The organism is Streptomyces massasporeus, assembly GCF_014648995.1.
GTDB classification, from domain to species: Bacteria; Actinomycetota; Actinomycetes; order Streptomycetales; family Streptomycetaceae; genus Streptomyces; species Streptomyces massasporeus.
On record NZ_BMSE01000002.1, the window covers coordinates 249,720 to 265,101 of the forward strand.

Genomic DNA, 15,382 nt, shown 5'->3' on the forward strand with positions numbered 1-15,382 from the left:
CCCGGCTACCGGATCACGGCGCGCTGCGCTGCCCGGGCAGGCTTGCCGACAGGGCCGGCGACTGGCCCACCGCACTCGCCGCCGCCGTACGGCGGGACTGCAGCGGGACCGGGTGTTCCGGATGCAGCGGGGCGGGCACCTGGCCGGGCTGGCCCGGATGGTGCCCCGCGTGGCCCGGATGGCCCGGCATGCCGGACCCGGGACCGCCCGGCGCGCTCTCGGTCTCCTGGGGCCGCTCGCCCTGCGGACGCCGGGCTCGGTACGCCGCCCGGTACGCGGCCGGGGACGAACCCAGCTGGCGGCGGAAGTGCCCGCGCAGGGCGACCGGCGACCGGAAGCCGCAGCGCCCGGCCACCTCGTCCACCGAGTAGTCCGACGTCTCCAGCAGGCGCTGCGCCTGGAGGACCCGCTGCGTGATCAGCCACTGCAGCGGAGCGCTCCCGGTCAGCGAGCGGAAGCGGCGGTCGAACGTACGCCTGCTCATGTACGCGCGTGCCGCCAGCGTCTCCACGTCGAACTGTTCGTGGAGGTGCTCCAGCGCCCAGGCGACGACCTCGGCGAGCGGGTCGGCGCCGATCTCCTCTGGTAAAGACCTGTCGAGGTAGCGCTCCTGCCCGCCGCTGCGGCGCGGCGGCACGACGAGCCGCCTGGCCAGGGCCCCGGCCGCCTCGTTGCCGTGGTCCGTGCGCACGATGTGCAGGCACAGGTCGATGCCCGCGGCCGTGCCCGCCGACGTCAGCACGTCGCCGTCGTCGACGAACAGCTCACGCGGGTCCACGTGCACCGACGGATAGCGCTTGGCCAGCGTCGGTGCGTACATCCAGTGGGTGGTTGCGGGGCGGCCGTCCAGCAGGCCCGCCGCCGCGAGGACGAAGGCGCCGGTGCACAGCCCGACGATGCGGGCGCCCTCCTCGTGGGCGCGGCGCAGCGCGTCGAGCGCCTCCTCCGGTGGCGGAGAAGTGATCGAACGCCAGGCCGGTACGACGACCGTGCCCGCGCGTGAGATCGCTTCCAGGCCATGTGGTGCGGTGAGTTCGAGGCCCCCTGTGGTCCGTAGCGGGCCGTTTTCGCCCCCGCACACCAGTAGTCGGTAGCGCGGTACGCCGGCGTCCTGGCGGTCAACCCCGAACACCGACAGCGGTATGGAACTCTCGAAGATGGGGCCGCCGCTGAACAGCAGCACCGCGACGATCTCCTTGCGGCGTCGCCCGGAAAGTTTCCGGGCCGCGGCTTCCGGCGCGGCAGTGGAGTCGTGGCTCATACTGCTAAGCCCCCCTCGGTGGTCGCGGCTCCTCGGTTGTGTCGCTCCTGCACGTTTCCCCTCGGTCCTGCACGAGTCCCCCGCCGTAGACAGTCAAGATCGAATCTACTGTGTGCCGTCGTGCCGAAGTGGCCGGTTAGTCACCCGGCACATTGTCGACTTGGCAACTTGGCGTGAAGCATTCGATCACGAAGCGTTGCACTCGTGGGGCGTGCAGGGAAGTGCGCCTTGTCGCGGTGGCCAATCCACGTAGGGTGCGCTGACCCCCTGAGGCCCTTTCCGTGCAGGTCGAACGGGGGTTGGGGGGTGGTCGGACCGGGGGATGCGCCACTATGAGAAGTTGGCTGAAAACCGACGTGCGTGTGCGCGGAAACCGGTCAGCCGACCGGTGTATCCCCTCCGGTGTGCCGTCCGCCACGGTGCGACCCCGTTCCGGTGCGGTGGCGGCGGCCCCGGTGGGGTGCCCGGTCCTCGGCCGCGAGCCGGGCCGCACCGCGCTCGGACTGGCGCAGCAGCACCCGGCAGGCGCCCGTGACGGCCGCGAGCCCGAGGGCGGTGCCGGCGGCACCGGCCAGAGAGGCGCCGTAGCCGAGGAGCACCACCGGGACGAGCAGGCAGCTGAAGGCAGCCCAGCGAACCACATCCGTCGCGGTGTCCCGCGGCGGCGGGGTCGCGCGGTCCGCCTCGGCGGCGGGGCGTGGTGCGGACATGGGTGCTCCCTGTGGCGTGACTCACGGAGTTCAACGCGTGGCCGGGCCGTCGGTCACTGGCGGCCCGGATCGCCGCACGTGCCCACGGCTGAGTGAATCCCGTGCAAACCGCCTGTACAGCGCAGCAACCATTGCGTTACGGGCGGTGCCTCGTGCATGCTCCCTGGAACCCGCACGCACCGTGAGCGGGATCTGGGCTAAGGAGGCGTGCCGCCGTACCCTTGAGGGTATGGGGGTGGGAAGACCATTCCCGGACACAGCTCCGCCGCACACTGTTGTCCCCCATATAAGGATCACGACGCCGAGACAGCCATGGCCGGTCACGAATTCTTCGAACCCGCGGACCGCAAGCGGCCCGTCGCCGATCCCACGGCGGCCGAGCCCCTGGCGGCGGAAGAGCCACGCCATTCCTGCGATCCCGCCTTCAAGCACGGGGTCGTCGTCGGCTTCGACGGCTCCACCTCCAGTGAGCGCGCCCTGGCGTACGCGATCGGCATGGCCCATCGCTCCGGGTCGGGCCTGATCATCGTCCACGTCGCCAACCGGCTGCCGACCACGGTGTGGGCGGGCTGCGAGCCGCCCGTGTTCGTGGACGTGCCGGACCACCGCACCGAGGTGCTCGGTCTCGAGCTGGCCTGCGCGGACTACCTCGCCGAGGTGCCCTGGATCCTGGTCGAGCGCGGCGGCGACATCTGCCACGAACTCGAAGAGGTGGGCCGGGAGTACGAGGCCGACGCGATCGTCGTCGGCTCCACCCACGGCATCGTCGGGCGCATCTTCGGCTCGGTCGCGGGGCGGCTCGCCAAGCGGGCGCAGCGGCCCGTCATCGTCATTCCCTGACGTTCACGCAGGAGCGGCCTCCTGCGGCAACTCCCTTGTGCACCACGCGAATCTACTCACGCGTAGAGGTGTTTGTGCCCTTGTGAAGGGCATATACGGGACACCGCACAACTGCACATGCACGAAGGGAGCCCGCCGTGGACAAAGACGTCTCCGCGGGAAGTGGAATCACGACCGTGGTCGGTCGACTCGCCCTGGGAATCACCCTGTTGGCCTTCGGGCTGGGGCATACCGCTCTGATCGACGGCGTGTCGGCCGCTGACGCCGTGTCAATCGCCCAGTACGTGGGGGGAGTAGCCCTCTTCGTCACCGGCCTCGTGGCCCTGCGCGAGGGCGACGCCGCCGGTGGGACGGCGTTCACGGTGCTCGGGGCCCTGTGGTTCACCTGGGCCGTGACCGAGGTCGCCTCCGGTAACGAGGCAGGGTTGTTCCTGCTGTTGTTCGCCCTGGTGGCGCTGTCCCTCACCGTCGCGGGCGGGGACCAGCTCGGACAGGGCGTGTACGGGCTGTTCTTCGTGTCGCTGGTCCTGCTCGCGATCGCCGCGTTCGCGGAGAACGGCGGGCTGGCGAAGGTCGGGGGCTGGTTCGCCGTCGCCGCGGGCGCGGTGGCCTGGTACGCGGCGACCGCCGCGTTGGCGCACTGGCCCACGGCACTTCCGCGACGCGCTGCCGGCCGGGGCGTGACGGCCACCGGTTAGCTGCGCCGGCCGGGGAGTTGGGCGGCTTCTCGGCGATGAAAACGGACCCCCCGTGCATGGTGGCAGCACGTGGGGGTCCGTCCTCTTTCGTCGGCCTGTGCGGGTGCGTGGGGGCTTGTCGCGCAGTTCCCCGCGCCCCTTGAAGGAGGGCCTCTACTCCACCGTCACCGACTTGGCGAGGTTGCGGGGCTTGTCGATGTCGCGGCCGAGCGCCAACGCCGTGTGGTATGCCAGCAGCTGGAGCGGAATGCCCATCAGGATGGGGTCGAGTTCGTCCTCGTTCTTCGGGACGACGATCGTCTCGTCGGCCTTCTCCTGGGGCTGGTGGGCCACCGCGAGGATCCTGCCGCTGCGCGCCTTGATCTCCTCCATGGCGGCGCGGTTCTTCTCCAGCAGGTCGTCGTCGGGGACGATCGCGACCGTCGGGAGGGCCGGCTCGATCAGGGCCAGCGGGCCGTGCTTGAGCTCCGAGGCGGGGTAGGCCTCGGCGTGGATGTAGGAGACCTCCTTGAGCTTCAGGGAGGCCTCGCGGGCCACCGGGTAGCCCCGGACGCGGCCGATGAAGAGCATCGAGCGGGCCTCGGCGAACTGCAGGGCCAGCTTCTTGACGTCGTCCTCGTGCTCCATGATCTCGGCGATCTGGGCGGGCAGCTTGCGCAGGCCCTCGATGATCCGCTTGCCGTCCCGGACCGACAGGTCGCGGGTGCGGCCCAGGTGGAGGGCGAGGAGGGCGAAGGCCACCGTGGTGTTGGTGAAGCACTTGGTGGAGACGACACAGACCTCCGGGCCGGCGTGCACGTAGATGCCGCCGTCCGCCTCGCGGGCGATCGCCGAGCCGACCACGTTCACCACGCCGAGGACGCGGGCGCCCTTGCGCTTGAGCTCCTGCACGGCGGCCAGGACGTCGTAGGTCTCGCCGGACTGGGAGACCGCGACGTAGAGGGTGTCGGGGTCGACGACGGCGTTGCGGTAGCGGAACTCCGAGGCGGGCTCGGCGTCGGCGGGGATGCGCGCCAGTTCCTCGATCATCTGGGCGCCGATCATGCCCGCGTGGTACGAGGTGCCGCAGCCGAGGATCTTCACGCGGCGGATCCGCCGGGCCTCGCGGGCGTCCAGGTTCAGGCCGCCCAGGTGCACGGTGGAGAAGCGGTCGTCGATGCGGCCGCGCAGCACGCGGTCCACGGCGTCGGCCTGCTCGTGGATCTCCTTGTGCATGTAGGTGTCGTGGCCGCCCATGTCGTAGGAGGCGGCCTCCCACTCCACGGTGGTGGGCTCGGCCGTGGTGCGAGTGCCCTCCGTGGTGTAGGTGCGGAAGTCGTCGGCCTTCAGGGTGGCCATCTCGCCGTCGTCGAGGGTGACGATCTGGCGGGTGTGGGCGACCAGCGCGGCGATGTCCGACGCGACGAACATCTCCTTCTCGCCGATGCCGAGGACGACCGGGGAGCCGTTGCGGGCGACGACGATCCGGTCGGGGAAGTCGGCGTGCATGACGGCGATGCCGTACGTGCCCTCGACGAGCCGGAGGGTCTCGCGGACCTTGTCCTCCAGCTTGGGCGCCTGCGCGCGGGCGATGAGGTGGGTGAGGACCTCGGTGTCGGTCTCGGAGAGGAACTCGACGCCGTCCGCCTCCAGCTTGCGGCGCAGGTCGGAGGCGTTGTCGATGATGCCGTTGTGCACGACGGCGACCTTGTTGTCGGCCGACATGTGCGGGTGGGCGTTGACGTCGGACGGGGCGCCGTGGGTGGCCCAGCGGGTGTGGGCGATACCGGTCGTGCCCTTGAAGCGCGCCGGGACCTTGGCCTCCAGGTCACGCACGCGGCCCTTGGCCTTGACCATCTTCAGGCCGGACGTCTTCGGGGACGTGACGACGATGCCCGCGGAGTCGTAGCCGCGGTACTCCAGACGCTGCAGGCCCTCCAGGAGGAGGGGCGCGACGTCACGCTTCCCGATGTAACCGACGATTCCGCACATGTATACGTATTCCTAGCCGTAGACGATGCGCCGCAGCTGCCGGAGCGAGAGCTCCGGCGGGGCCACCGCGCGGTATTTGAGATCCGCCTCGATCCGCTCGAAGATCGCCGCGTTGACCAGGCCCTGGGCCTGGAGCTCGCGGTGGCGGCGACGGACGTACTCCTCGGTCGTCTCGTCGAAGTAGGCGAGCACGTCCTGGATCACGCGCAGCGCCTCGCCCCGCCCGAGGGCGGTGGACCGCGTCAGATGATCAACGAGTTCGTCGTGCACTCGCTAGATCTTGGGGCACCGGCGACGCTTTCGCAAGAATTCTGCCCGACTTCGGGCAAGCGCCTGCGGGGATCCTTTGGGGGAACGTTGAACGTGTCATGAGGGCTTGTTCGTGACGCGTCCACCGGGTGTCCGGAATCCCGTTGCCCGAGGCGTCGATTTTTGGACGCCATGGACACTCCTCGTATGGGCGTACCCGAGCGGCTCGCCGAGCGCATGACCATGGCCGAGCAGCACGAGTACCTGCGCGCCAGGTTCTCCCGGCGCACGATGATCAGAGGCGGCGCCGTCACGCTGGGCGCCGTCACGGGTGGCGCGTTCGTGCCCGGCGCCACCGCCCAGGCCGCCGTCCCGAGCGGCCGCCCCGGCACCGAGACCGTCGACGGCGCCCATGTGGCCCCCTTCGGCCGTCACCTCGCCTACGGCACCGACCCGCGCACCGAGATGACCGTCTCCTGGCAGGTCCCGGTCGCCGTCAAGAAGCCCTTCATCCGGATCGGCGCCCACCCCACGGACCTCTCCCGCAAGATCGACGCCGAGGTCCGCACCCTCTTCACGCCCGCCGGTGTCGGCACGAGCGGCAACCACACCCAGTACTACGTCCACGCCAAGCTGACCCATCTGAAGCCGGGCCGTACGTACTACTACGGCGTCGGCCACCAGGGCTTCGACCCGGCCGCACCGCACCTGCTGGGCACCCTCGGCACCTTCACCACCGCCCCCGCGCACAAGGCGCCGTTCACCTTCACGGCCTTCGGCGACGAGGGCGTGAGCTACCACGGCCTGGCCAACAACGCCCTGCTGCTCGGCCAGAACCCGGCCTTCCACCTGCACGCCGGCGACATCGCCTACGCCGACCCGTCCGGCTCCGGCCAGACCTCCGACACCGGCTTCGACTCGCGGATCTGGGACCAGTTCCTCGCCCAGACCGAGTCCGTCGCCAAGTCCGTCCCCTGGATGCCCGCCTTCGGCAACCACGACATGGAGGCCTGGTACTCGCCGGGCGGCTACGGCGGCGAGGAGGCCCGCTGGACGCTGCCCGGCAACGGCCCCGACAAGAAGAACCTCCCGGGCGTCTACTCCTTCGTCCACGGCAACACAGCGATCATCTCGCTCGACGCCAACGACATCTCCTTCGAGATCCCGGCCAACCTCGGCATCTCCGGCGGCACCCAGACCACGTGGCTGGAGACGCAGCTCAGGAAGTACCGGGCCTCCCACGACATCGACTTCATCGTCGTGTTCTTCCACCACTGCGCCTACTGCACCTCCACCTCCCACGCCTCCGAGGGCGGGGTCCGGCAGGAGTGGGTGCCGCTCTTCGAGAAGTACACGGTGGACCTGGTCATCAACGGCCACAACCACCAGTACGAGCGCACCGACGTGATCAAGGGGAACAAGGTCACCAAGAAGCTCCCCATCGGCGGCACGGCCTACCCCGAGACCGACGGCGTGGTCTATGTGACGGCCGGTGCGGCGGGCCGCAGCCTCTACGCGTTCAGCGCCCCGCTGTCGTACGAGGGCAACGAGCACGACGTGGAGTCCGTGGCCTCGTTCGTCAACGTCAAGGGCGGCAAGCAGAACGAGACCGTCGCCTGGTCCCGGGTGCGCTACCTCGACTACTCCTTCCTGCGCGTGGACGTCACCCCCGCGCCGAAGGGGCGCCTGGCCACGCTGACGGTGCGCGGCATCGCCGAGACCGGGGACCAGGTCGACCACTTCACGGTGGCCCGCCGGGCGAAGTAGGCGCGCGTCCTACATCCGCTTGAGGATCGCCTGTTTGGCCAGGGCGAACTCGTCGTCCGTCAGCACGCCCGCGCGGTGCAGTTCCCCGAGCTCGCGCAGGCGGCGCAGCAGGGCGTCGTGGTCGTCCTCGGCGGACGCGACCGCAGGAGAGGGCAGCTCCGGTCGCGCGTCCACCGGGTGTGCGGCGGCGGCCCGGGCCGGGTGCGGAAGCCTGGCCTGGACCGCCGCCGCGACCAGCGCCATCAGCGGGTCCTTCTTGAAGCCCCACAGCTCCACGGCGTTGGGGTCGTACTTGGGCGGGGTCTTGGTGGGCGCGTGCCGCACGGTGAAGCGCAGGTGGCCGTTCTCCAGACCGGCCGCCGGGTGCCACTCCACACCCGTGATGTCGGCGAGCGGGAGCGTGCGGGCGCCGGCGGCGGCCTTGGCGTCCTCCGTCTTCCAGTTCCACTCCAGGCGTATGCGCTCGCCGTCGAAACCGGCGGTGCCGTCCCCGGCGGAGACCGACAGGGGGACCGACGGGCCCGGCAGCAGATAGGCGTCGACCGGGCCGGCGGGGACCTGGTCGAGCAGCAGGGCGCTGCGGACCTCGTCCACGAAGTACTCGGCGACGCCGTAGCGGTCGGCCTCCACGATCAGCTGGTACGGGTCGTGGGGCTCGGTGAGCCGGCCGCCGGTCGCGTGCAGCAGCGGGTCGGCGCCGTCGCGCAGCCGGAGCCTGAGCCGCCCCGACTTCTTGCCCTGCTCCAGGGAAACGCCCGCCAACGCCCCCAGCGGGACGTTCAGTTCACCCAGCTCCTTGCGCAACAGACTGACGTTCTTGTCCCGTCCGGGAGTCAGTCGCAGCGCGTCCCCGTCGAAGGCCCACGTACCGTCCTTCTGGATGATTTCCGCCATGGGGTGGATTGTTCCACCCGTCTCACGAGAGAGTGGTCCAGACCTCCTGGAGCTCAACGGCTCGTGAAGGGACACGCTTGTGAGAGATGGCCGTGTGAGACAGCACCGCAGAACGCTCCGCCTGCTCGGTTCCCTGCTGCTGGTCGCGATGGCCGCCTCGGTGACCGGGGCCGCTCCCGCACCGGCGGCATCGCCCACCCCGCTCGACCGGGTGATCCCCGCGCCCGCCTCGGTCACCCCGGGCGGATCCCCGTACCGGATCACCCGCGGCACCCACATCCGCGTCGACGGATCCCGCGAGACCCGGGACGTCGGCGAGTACCTCGCGAAGATCCTTCGCCCCTCGACCGGCTACCGCCTGCCCGTCACCGCCCAGGGCGCCGGGGGCATCCGACTGCGCCTGGCCGAGGGCCCGTTCGGGGCCGAGGGCTACCGGCTCGACAGCGGCCGGGGCGGCGTCACCATCACCGCCGCCAAGCCCGCCGGGCTCTTCCACGGCGTGCAGACCCTGCGCCAGCTCCTGCCCGCGGCCGTCGAGAAGGACTCCGTCCAGCCCGGCCCCTGGCTGGTCGCCGGCGGCACGATCACGGACACCCCGCGCTACGGCTGGCGCGGCGCCATGCTCGACGTCTCCCGCCACTTCTTCACCGTCGAGCAGGTCAAGCGCTACATCGACCAGCTCGCCCTCTACAAGATCAACAAGCTGCATCTGCACCTCAGCGACGACCAGGGCTGGCGCATCGCCATCGACTCCTGGCCGCGCCTGGCCACGTACGGCGGTTCCACGGAGGTGGGCGGCGGCCCCGGCGGCTTCTACACCAAGGCCGACTACCGGGAGATCGTGCGCTACGCCTCCTCCCGCCACCTGGAGGTCGTGCCCGAGATCGACATGCCCGGCCACACGAACGCGGCCCTCGCCTCCTATGCCGACCTGAACTGCGACGGGGTGGCGCCGCCGCTCTACACCGGCACCGAGGTCGGCTTCAGCTCGCTGTGCGCCGGCAAGGACATCACGTACGACTTCGTGGACGACGTGATCCGGGAACTCGCCGCGCTCACGCCGGGCAGGTACCTCCACATCGGGGGAGACGAGGCGCACTCCACCAGCCATGAGGACTACGTGAAGTTCATGGACCGGGTGCAGCCGATCGTCGCGAAGTACGGCAAGACGGTGGTGGGCTGGCACCAGCTGACCGGGGCGACCCCGGCGAAGGGTGCTCTCGCCCAGTACTGGGGGCTGGACGGCACCAGTGCCGAGGAGAAGGCGCGGGTGGTGAAGGCCGCGCAGAACGGGACCGGGCTGATTCTGTCCCCGGCGGACCGGGTGTATCTCGACATGAAGTACACGAAGGAGACGCCGCTGGGGTTGTCCTGGGCGGGGTATGTCGAGGTGAAGCGGTCCTACGACTGGGATCCCGGGGCGTATCTGCCGGGGGTGCCGGGCGGGGCCGTACGGGGTGTCGAGGCGCCGATGTGGTCGGAGACGCTGGAGAACTCCGAGCATGTGGAGTTCATGGCGTTTCCGCGGTTGCCCGGTGTTGCCGAGTTGGGGTGGTCGTCGGCGGCTTCTCATGACTGGGAGCGGTACAAGGGGCGGCTTGCTGCGCAGGCTGAGCGGTGGAATGTCCTGGGTATTGAGTGGTATCGGTCGCCGCAGGTTCCGTGGGGAGCCGGCGGGGGGTGATGTCTCTGCGGGCCGGTGGGGGCTGGTCGCGCAGTTCCCCGCGCCCCTAAAAGATTGCGCAGTTCCCCGCGCCCCCAAAAAGACGCGCACCCCCGGTGGACCGTACACCGGGGGTGCGCGTCTGTCTGTGAGGTCAGAGGTCCGCTATCGGGTTCCTCAGGGTGCCCACCAGCTGGAGGGCGCCCGACGGGTCCGACAGGTCGACCATCTGCTCGTTGTTGCGGAGCTGGAGGCGGTTGAGGCAGGAGAGGGCGAACTCGGGGGCGAACATGTCGTACTGCTTGAACTTGTCGGCGAGTTCGGGCATCGAGTCCTGGTAGGCGCGGGTGACCTCCGCGACCGTGTGCCAGAAGTCGTCCTCCTCCAGGATTCCCTCGGTGGCGAGGTTCGCCGCGAGGAAGCGGAAGAAGCAGTCGAAGACGTCCGTGAAGATCGACAGGAGCTTCTTGTCCTCCGGGACCTCCACGCGGAGCCGCTCGACCGTCGGCGGCAGCACCGCGTCCGGGTCCATGACCGCGATCTCCTCGGCGATGTCCTTGTAGATCGCGCGCTGCACGACCCCGTCCTTCAGCACCAGGATGACGTTCTCGCCGTGCGGCATGAACACCAGGTCGTAGGCGTAGAAGCTGTGCAGGAGGGGCGTGAAGTAGGCCTGGAGGTAGCGGCGCAGCCACTCCTTCGGGGTGAGGCCCGACTGCTCGATCAGGGCGCCCGCGACGGACGCCCCCTGGTGGTCGACGTGGACCAGGGACGCCATGGTCGCCAGTGACTCGCCCTCCTGGAGGGACGGCACCGGGCTCTCCCGCCACAGCGCGGCGAGCATCTTGCGGTACGGCGAGTAGCGGTCCGTCGCCTGCTCGTACTCCAGGTGCCGGTAGCCGACCGCCGCGCGCTCCCGGATGATCGACAGGCCCGTGGACCGCAGCGCCGGGTCGCCCTCGATGAGCTGGGCCAGCCAGTCGTTGATCGCCGGGGTGGCCTCCATGTACGCCGCCGACAGACCGCGCATGAAGCCCATGTTGATGACCGACAGCGCGGTCTTGACGTAGTGCTTCTCGGGGCTGGTCCGGTTGAAGAACGTCCGGATGGACTGCTGGGCCAGGTACTCGTCGTCGCCCTCGCCCAGGCACACCAGGTGCCCCCGTGCGACCTCGGCGGCGAAGGTGACGGTGAGCTTGTTCCACCACTGCCAGGGGTGGACCGGGATGAACAGGTAGTCGGCGGGGTCCAGGCCCGCCTCGCGCAGGACGCCGTGGAAGCGCTCGACGGTCCTCTCGCCCAGCTCCTCGCGCAGGAACGACTCGTACTCGACGCCGACACCGGCCGTGAAGGCCGCCCGTGAGCGGTGCGCGGCCAGCCAGACCAGGCGGACCGGGCTCGCCGTCTCCGGCGCGTACGACAGGTACTCGTGGATGCCGAAGCCGAGCCGGCCGTTGTTGGCGACGAAGCAGGGGTGGCCCTCGGTCATGCCGGTCTCGATGGCCTGGAAGTCGCCGCGGGCCAGCTCGGCCGCCGTGGTTTTCGGCTTGGTGAGCTTGTAGCAGGTGCCGGAGAGGGTGGAGGAGATCTCCTCCAGGTAGACCGGCAGGATGTCGTCGCTCAGGCCCAGGGACTTCTGCAGTTCGATGAAGAAGTCCAGGGCGGCGAGCGGGAGTTCGGCGCCGTCCCGGTGACGGGTGATGGAGGCGGCGTCGACCTGCCAGTGGTCCAGGGCGCGGCGGTCGGCGGAGAACCGGTAGTTCGTCAGGCCGTCGTCGCTGCGGACGACGTAACTGTCGCCGTCCTGCTCGGGGGTGATCAGCCGCTCGTGCGCGAACTCTGCGAGCGCTTTGCGGACCAGCAGGCGGTTGGCCTGCTCCCAGCGCTCGGGGGACAGGTGTGCCACGGCGTCGGACAGGGTCATATCGCCACTCCTCGGGCAGCCAGGAACTGTGCGCGCGTGCAGAAGCTGAGCAGCGCGCGCTTCTCCGGCTTGTCGATCTCGCGCTCGGCCACGAAGCCGACGGCCTCGTTGAGCGCATGTACTGCCTTGTTGCTCACGTCGGGCTCCACCACGACCCGGCGGGTGCGCGGGTCGGCGAACAGCTCGTCCATCACGGCGGTGATGACGGCCCTGGTGAAACCGTGGATCGGCCGGTCGGTCGGCGCCACCAGGAAGTGCATGCCGACGTCACCGGGCTCCGGGTCGTACAGGCCTTCCAGCTCGACGTACCGGGGGTCGTACTTCTCCATCAGGAACGCCGGGCGGCCCTCGTGCAGACCGATGTAGGCGTCGTGGTGCTCGTGCGCGGCGATCCGCATGTACTCGCGTTCGACGTCCTGGAGTTTCGCGTCCTGCATCATCCAGTAGGCCGCCTTGGGGTGGGTGACCCACGAGTGCAGCAGCTCGGCGTCCTTCAGGGGGTCGAGCGGGCGGACGGTGAGCGTTCCGATGCCGGTGGTGGCGCTCATACGGCGAACTCCTGGAACGCGATGCTCTTCTCGACCGGGTAGTACTCGCTGCCGAGCAGCTCGCGGATGATGTACGCGTTCCGGTACGGGCCCATGCCGAGGTCCGGGCTGGTGATGCTGTGCGTGTGGACGCCGGCGTTCTGCAGGAAGATGCCCCGGCCGGTGACGTCGATCGCGTAGTTGCGGGCGACGTCGAAGTTGCCCTGCGAGTCGTAGACCAGGCGGTCCTTCACGGGGGCCAGGAACTCCGGCTCGGCGTACTTGTAGCCGGTCGCCAGGACCAGGCCCTGCGAGTCCAGCTCGAAGTCCTTGCCCTGCTCCTCCTGGCGGAAGCCGAGCGTGTACGTGCCGTTCTCGTACCGCGCGCTGTGCAGCGAGGAGTTGGTGAGCAGCCGGGTGGGGACGGGGCCGCCGAGGTTCTTCTGGTAGAGCAGGTCGAAGATCTCGTTGATGAGGTCGCCGTCGATGCCCTTGAACAGGCCCTTCTGCTCGGCCGTGAGGCGGTAGCGGGTCGCCTCGGGCAGCTCGCGGAAGTAGTCGACGTACTCCGGGGACGTCATCTCCAGCGTGAGCTTGGTGTACTCCAGCGGGAAGAAGCGCGGGGAGCGGGTGACCCAGTTCAGCCGGTAGCCGTGGACGTCGATCTCGCTGAGCAGGTCGTAGTAGATCTCGGCGGCCGACTGGCCCGAGCCGACCAGGGTGATCGAGTCCTTCTTCTGCAGCTCCGCCTTGCTGTCCAGGTAGCGGGAGTTGTGCAGGAAGTCGCCGCCCAGGCCCTGGCAGGCCTCGGGTATGTAGGGCGGGGTGCCGGTGCCGAGGACCAGGCGACGGGCCCGGTAGGTGTCCCCGGCGGTGGTACGCACGACATAGAGCTCGTCCTCGTACGTCACCTCGGCGACCGTCGTGCCGAAGCGGATGCTGCTCAGTTTGCCCGCGGCCCAGCGGCAGTAGTCGTCGTACTCGACGCGCAGCGGGTAGAAGTTCTCGCGGATGTAGAACGAGTACAGTCGGCCCTTCTCCTTCAGGTAGTTCAGGAAGGAGTACGGGGACGTCGGGTCGGCGAGGGTGACCAGGTCCGACATGAACGGGGTCTGGAGGTGGGCGCCGTCCAGGAACATGCCCGCGTGCCACTCGAAGTCGGGCTTCGACTCCAGGAAGACGCCGTCGAGCTCGTCGATCGGCTCGGTCAGGCAGGCCAGGCCGAGGTTGAAGGGGCCGAGCCCGATCCCCACGAAGTCATGAGTCGCGGGAAGGGGGGCCGGGTTGTCAGGACGCGCGGTCAAGGGACTCTCCCAGGTACTGCTCGGCGTGGCCGGCGATCAGGTCGAGGACGGCGGCGATGTCGGACGCCTGCGTCTCGGGGTTGAGCAGGGTGAACTTCAGGTAGTGGCGGCCTGCGACCTTGGTGCCCGCGACGATGGCGTCACCGGAGGCGAACAGGGCCTTGCGGGCGTAGAGGTTGGCGCGGTCGATCTCGGCGGGGTCGGTGACGGCCGCCGGGATGTAGCGGAAGACCAGCGTCGACAGGCTCGGCTCGACGACGACGTCGAAGCGCGGGTCGGCGGCGATCAGCTTCCAGCCCTCCCGGGCCAGGTCGCACACCTCGTCGAAGAGCTGCCCGATGCCGTCGGCGCCCATGGTCCGCAGGGTCATCCACAGCTTGAGGGCGTCGAAGCGGCGGGTGGTCTGCAGGGACTTGTCCACCTGGTTGGGGATGCGCTCCTCCACCATGCGCCGCGGGTTGAGGTACTCGGCGTGGTAGGTGGCGTGGCGGAGCGTGGCGGCGTCCCGCACGAGCACGGCCGAGGAACTCACCGGCTGGAAGAAGGACTTGTGGTAGTCGACGGTGACCGAGTCGGCGCGCTCGATGCCGCTGATGCGGTCCCGGTGCTTCAGGGAGGCCAGCAGGCCGCAGCCGTAGGCGGCGTCGACGTGCATCCAGGTGCCGAACTGCTCGCACAGCTCGGCGATCTCGGGCAGCGGGTCGATGGAGCCGAAGTCGGTGGTGCCGGCGGTGGCGACGACGGCCATGGGGACGAGGCCGTCCTTGGCGCAGCGCTCCAGCTCGCGGGCGAGCGCGACGGTCTGCATGCGCTTGTCGTGGTCGACGGGTATGGAGACCACGGCGTCCGGGCCGAGCCCGAGCAGCTTCGCGGACTTCTTCACGCTGAAGTGACTGACCTCGGAGGCGAAGATGCGCAGTTCGGAGAGGTCGTTGCTCTTGGCCTCCTCGCGGGCCAGCAGCAGCGCCTGGAGGTTGGACTGGGTGCCGCCCGAGGTGAACACGCCGTCGGCGGCCGGGCCGAGGCCGATCCGCTCGGTCGTCCAGTCGATCAGTTTCCGCTCGATGAGTGTGCCGCCGGCCGACTGGTCCCAGGTGTCCAGCGAGGAGTTCACGGCGGACAGGACGGCCTCGCCGAGCACCGCCGGGATGACGACCGGGCAGTTGAGGTGGGCCAGGTAGCGGGGGTGGTGGAAGTAGATCGCGTCCCGGAGGTAGACGTCCTCCAGTTCGTCGAGCACCGCGCCGGTGTCGTGCAGCGGCTGGTCGAGGTCGATCTCGTCGATGCGCGGGGAGAGCGCGTCGACGGTGATGCCGGTGAACGGCCGGTCGGTGGCGGCGAGTTTGGCGGCCACCCGCTCGACTCCGTCGGTCACGGAGCGGCGGTACTGCTCCGCGGTGGTGTCGTTGAGCAGGTGCGAGCGCATGTGGGGGTCCTCCGGTGGGGACAGTCCGGTGTGGGACGGGATGGGCTGGTCTCCGGCGTCCAGAACTTAGGTAAGCCTAACCTAACTTGACCGAGGTAAGAGCAGGCCCTGCCGTGACGGTGGTCACTCGTGTCACCTCATCGCCGGT

The 15,382-nt window shown here is 69.6% G+C and carries 13 protein-coding genes; 4 read left to right on the plus strand and 9 right to left on the minus strand.

Annotation, left to right across the window (positions count from 1 at the left end; all coding sequences use genetic code 11):
- Positions 1-13: 13 nt before the first annotated feature.
- Positions 14-1,261 (minus strand): helix-turn-helix domain-containing protein, encoded by a 1,248-nt coding sequence (locus tag IE153_RS06050; protein ID WP_189588725.1) that lies wholly within the window; start codon positions 1,259-1,261, stop codon positions 14-16.
- Positions 1,262-1,638: 377 nt separating this feature from the next.
- The gene (locus IE153_RS06055; protein WP_189588726.1) at positions 1,639-1,971 is read right to left on the minus strand and encodes a hypothetical protein; all 333 of its coding nucleotides are present in this window, start codon (positions 1,969-1,971) and stop codon (positions 1,639-1,641) included.
- A 312-nt stretch (positions 1,972-2,283) separates the two neighbouring features.
- Between IE153_RS06055 and IE153_RS06060 the strand changes: the two genes are divergently transcribed.
- Together IE153_RS06060 and IE153_RS06065 are read left to right on the plus strand one after the other, a co-directional pair.
- Complete coding sequence (locus IE153_RS06060; protein ID WP_010047889.1) at positions 2,284-2,811, plus strand: universal stress protein; 528 nt, start codon at positions 2,284-2,286, stop codon at positions 2,809-2,811.
- Positions 2,812-2,948: 137 nt separating this feature from the next.
- Complete coding sequence (locus IE153_RS06065; RefSeq protein ID WP_189588727.1) at positions 2,949-3,509, plus strand: GPR1/FUN34/YaaH family transporter; 561 nt, start codon at positions 2,949-2,951, stop codon at positions 3,507-3,509.
- A gap of 153 nt (positions 3,510-3,662) precedes the next feature.
- Here the strand turns inward: IE153_RS06065 and glmS are convergent, their stop codons facing one another.
- Entirely contained in the window at positions 3,663-5,480 is a 1,818-nt protein-coding gene (gene glmS / locus IE153_RS06070; RefSeq protein WP_031102631.1) for a glutamine--fructose-6-phosphate transaminase (isomerizing), read from the minus strand.
- Between the two features lie 12 nt (positions 5,481-5,492).
- Positions 5,493-5,750, minus strand: a complete 258-nt coding sequence (locus tag IE153_RS06075) for a hypothetical protein (RefSeq protein ID WP_030838058.1) — start codon at positions 5,748-5,750, stop codon at positions 5,493-5,495.
- Between the two features lie 186 nt (positions 5,751-5,936).
- Here IE153_RS06075 and IE153_RS06080 point away from each other — a divergent pair, with 186 nt between their 5' ends.
- Positions 5,937-7,496 (plus strand): purple acid phosphatase family protein, encoded by a 1,560-nt coding sequence (locus tag IE153_RS06080; protein ID WP_189588728.1) that lies wholly within the window; start codon positions 5,937-5,939, stop codon positions 7,494-7,496.
- Between the two features lie 9 nt (positions 7,497-7,505).
- Here IE153_RS06080 and IE153_RS06085 read toward each other — a convergent pair whose 3' ends face one another.
- Positions 7,506-8,390: a DUF4429 domain-containing protein gene (locus IE153_RS06085; protein WP_189588729.1), complete on the minus strand. Its 885-nt coding sequence runs from the start codon at positions 8,388-8,390 to the stop codon at positions 7,506-7,508.
- A 94-nt stretch (positions 8,391-8,484) separates the two neighbouring features.
- Here IE153_RS06085 and IE153_RS06090 point away from each other — a divergent pair, with 94 nt between their 5' ends.
- A complete protein-coding gene (locus IE153_RS06090) occupies positions 8,485-10,074 on the plus strand; it encodes a beta-N-acetylhexosaminidase (protein ID WP_189588730.1) in 1,590 nt (529 codons plus the stop codon).
- Positions 10,075-10,207: 133 nt separating this feature from the next.
- Here the strand turns inward: IE153_RS06090 and IE153_RS06095 are convergent, their stop codons facing one another.
- The 4 genes from IE153_RS06095 to desA are packed head-to-tail and all read right to left on the minus strand — an operon-like array spanning position 10,208 to position 15,234.
- Positions 10,208-11,977, minus strand: coding sequence for an IucA/IucC family protein (locus IE153_RS06095; protein ID WP_189588731.1), 1,770 nt, complete (start codon positions 11,975-11,977; stop codon positions 10,208-10,210).
- Positions 11,974-12,525: a GNAT family N-acetyltransferase gene (locus IE153_RS06100; RefSeq protein ID WP_189588732.1), complete on the minus strand. Its 552-nt coding sequence runs from the start codon at positions 12,523-12,525 to the stop codon at positions 11,974-11,976. The genes IE153_RS06095 and IE153_RS06100 overlap by 4 nt, the downstream gene beginning before the upstream one ends.
- Positions 12,522-13,808, minus strand: coding sequence for a lysine N(6)-hydroxylase/L-ornithine N(5)-oxygenase family protein (locus tag IE153_RS06105; protein ID WP_189588733.1), 1,287 nt, complete (start codon positions 13,806-13,808; stop codon positions 12,522-12,524). Before IE153_RS06105 ends, IE153_RS06100 begins: the two co-directional genes overlap by 4 nt.
- A complete protein-coding gene (desA, locus tag IE153_RS06110) occupies positions 13,792-15,234 on the minus strand; it encodes a lysine decarboxylase DesA (RefSeq protein WP_189588734.1) in 1,443 nt (480 codons plus the stop codon). Before desA ends, IE153_RS06105 begins: the two co-directional genes overlap by 17 nt.
- Positions 15,235-15,382: the final 148 nt, after the last annotated feature.

Coding starts and splice junctions, on each gene's coding strand:
- IE153_RS06050 (WP_189588725.1), bottom strand. CDS start 1,261: ATGAGCCACGACTCCACTGCCGCGCCGGAAGCCGCGGCCCGGAAACTT.
- IE153_RS06055 (WP_189588726.1), bottom strand. CDS start 1,971: ATGTCCGCACCACGCCCCGCCGCCGAGGCGGACCGCGCGACCCCGCCG.
- IE153_RS06060 (WP_010047889.1), top strand. CDS start 2,284: ATGGCCGGTCACGAATTCTTCGAACCCGCGGACCGCAAGCGGCCCGTC.
- glmS (WP_031102631.1), bottom strand. CDS start 5,480: ATGTGCGGAATCGTCGGTTACATCGGGAAGCGTGACGTCGCGCCCCTC.
- IE153_RS06080 (WP_189588728.1), top strand. CDS start 5,937: ATGGGCGTACCCGAGCGGCTCGCCGAGCGCATGACCATGGCCGAGCAG.
- IE153_RS06085 (WP_189588729.1), bottom strand. CDS start 8,390: ATGGCGGAAATCATCCAGAAGGACGGTACGTGGGCCTTCGACGGGGAC.
- IE153_RS06095 (WP_189588731.1), bottom strand. CDS start 11,977: ATGACCCTGTCCGACGCCGTGGCACACCTGTCCCCCGAGCGCTGGGAG.
- IE153_RS06100 (WP_189588732.1), bottom strand. CDS start 12,525: ATGAGCGCCACCACCGGCATCGGAACGCTCACCGTCCGCCCGCTCGAC.
- desA (WP_189588734.1), bottom strand. CDS start 15,234: ATGCGCTCGCACCTGCTCAACGACACCACCGCGGAGCAGTACCGCCGC.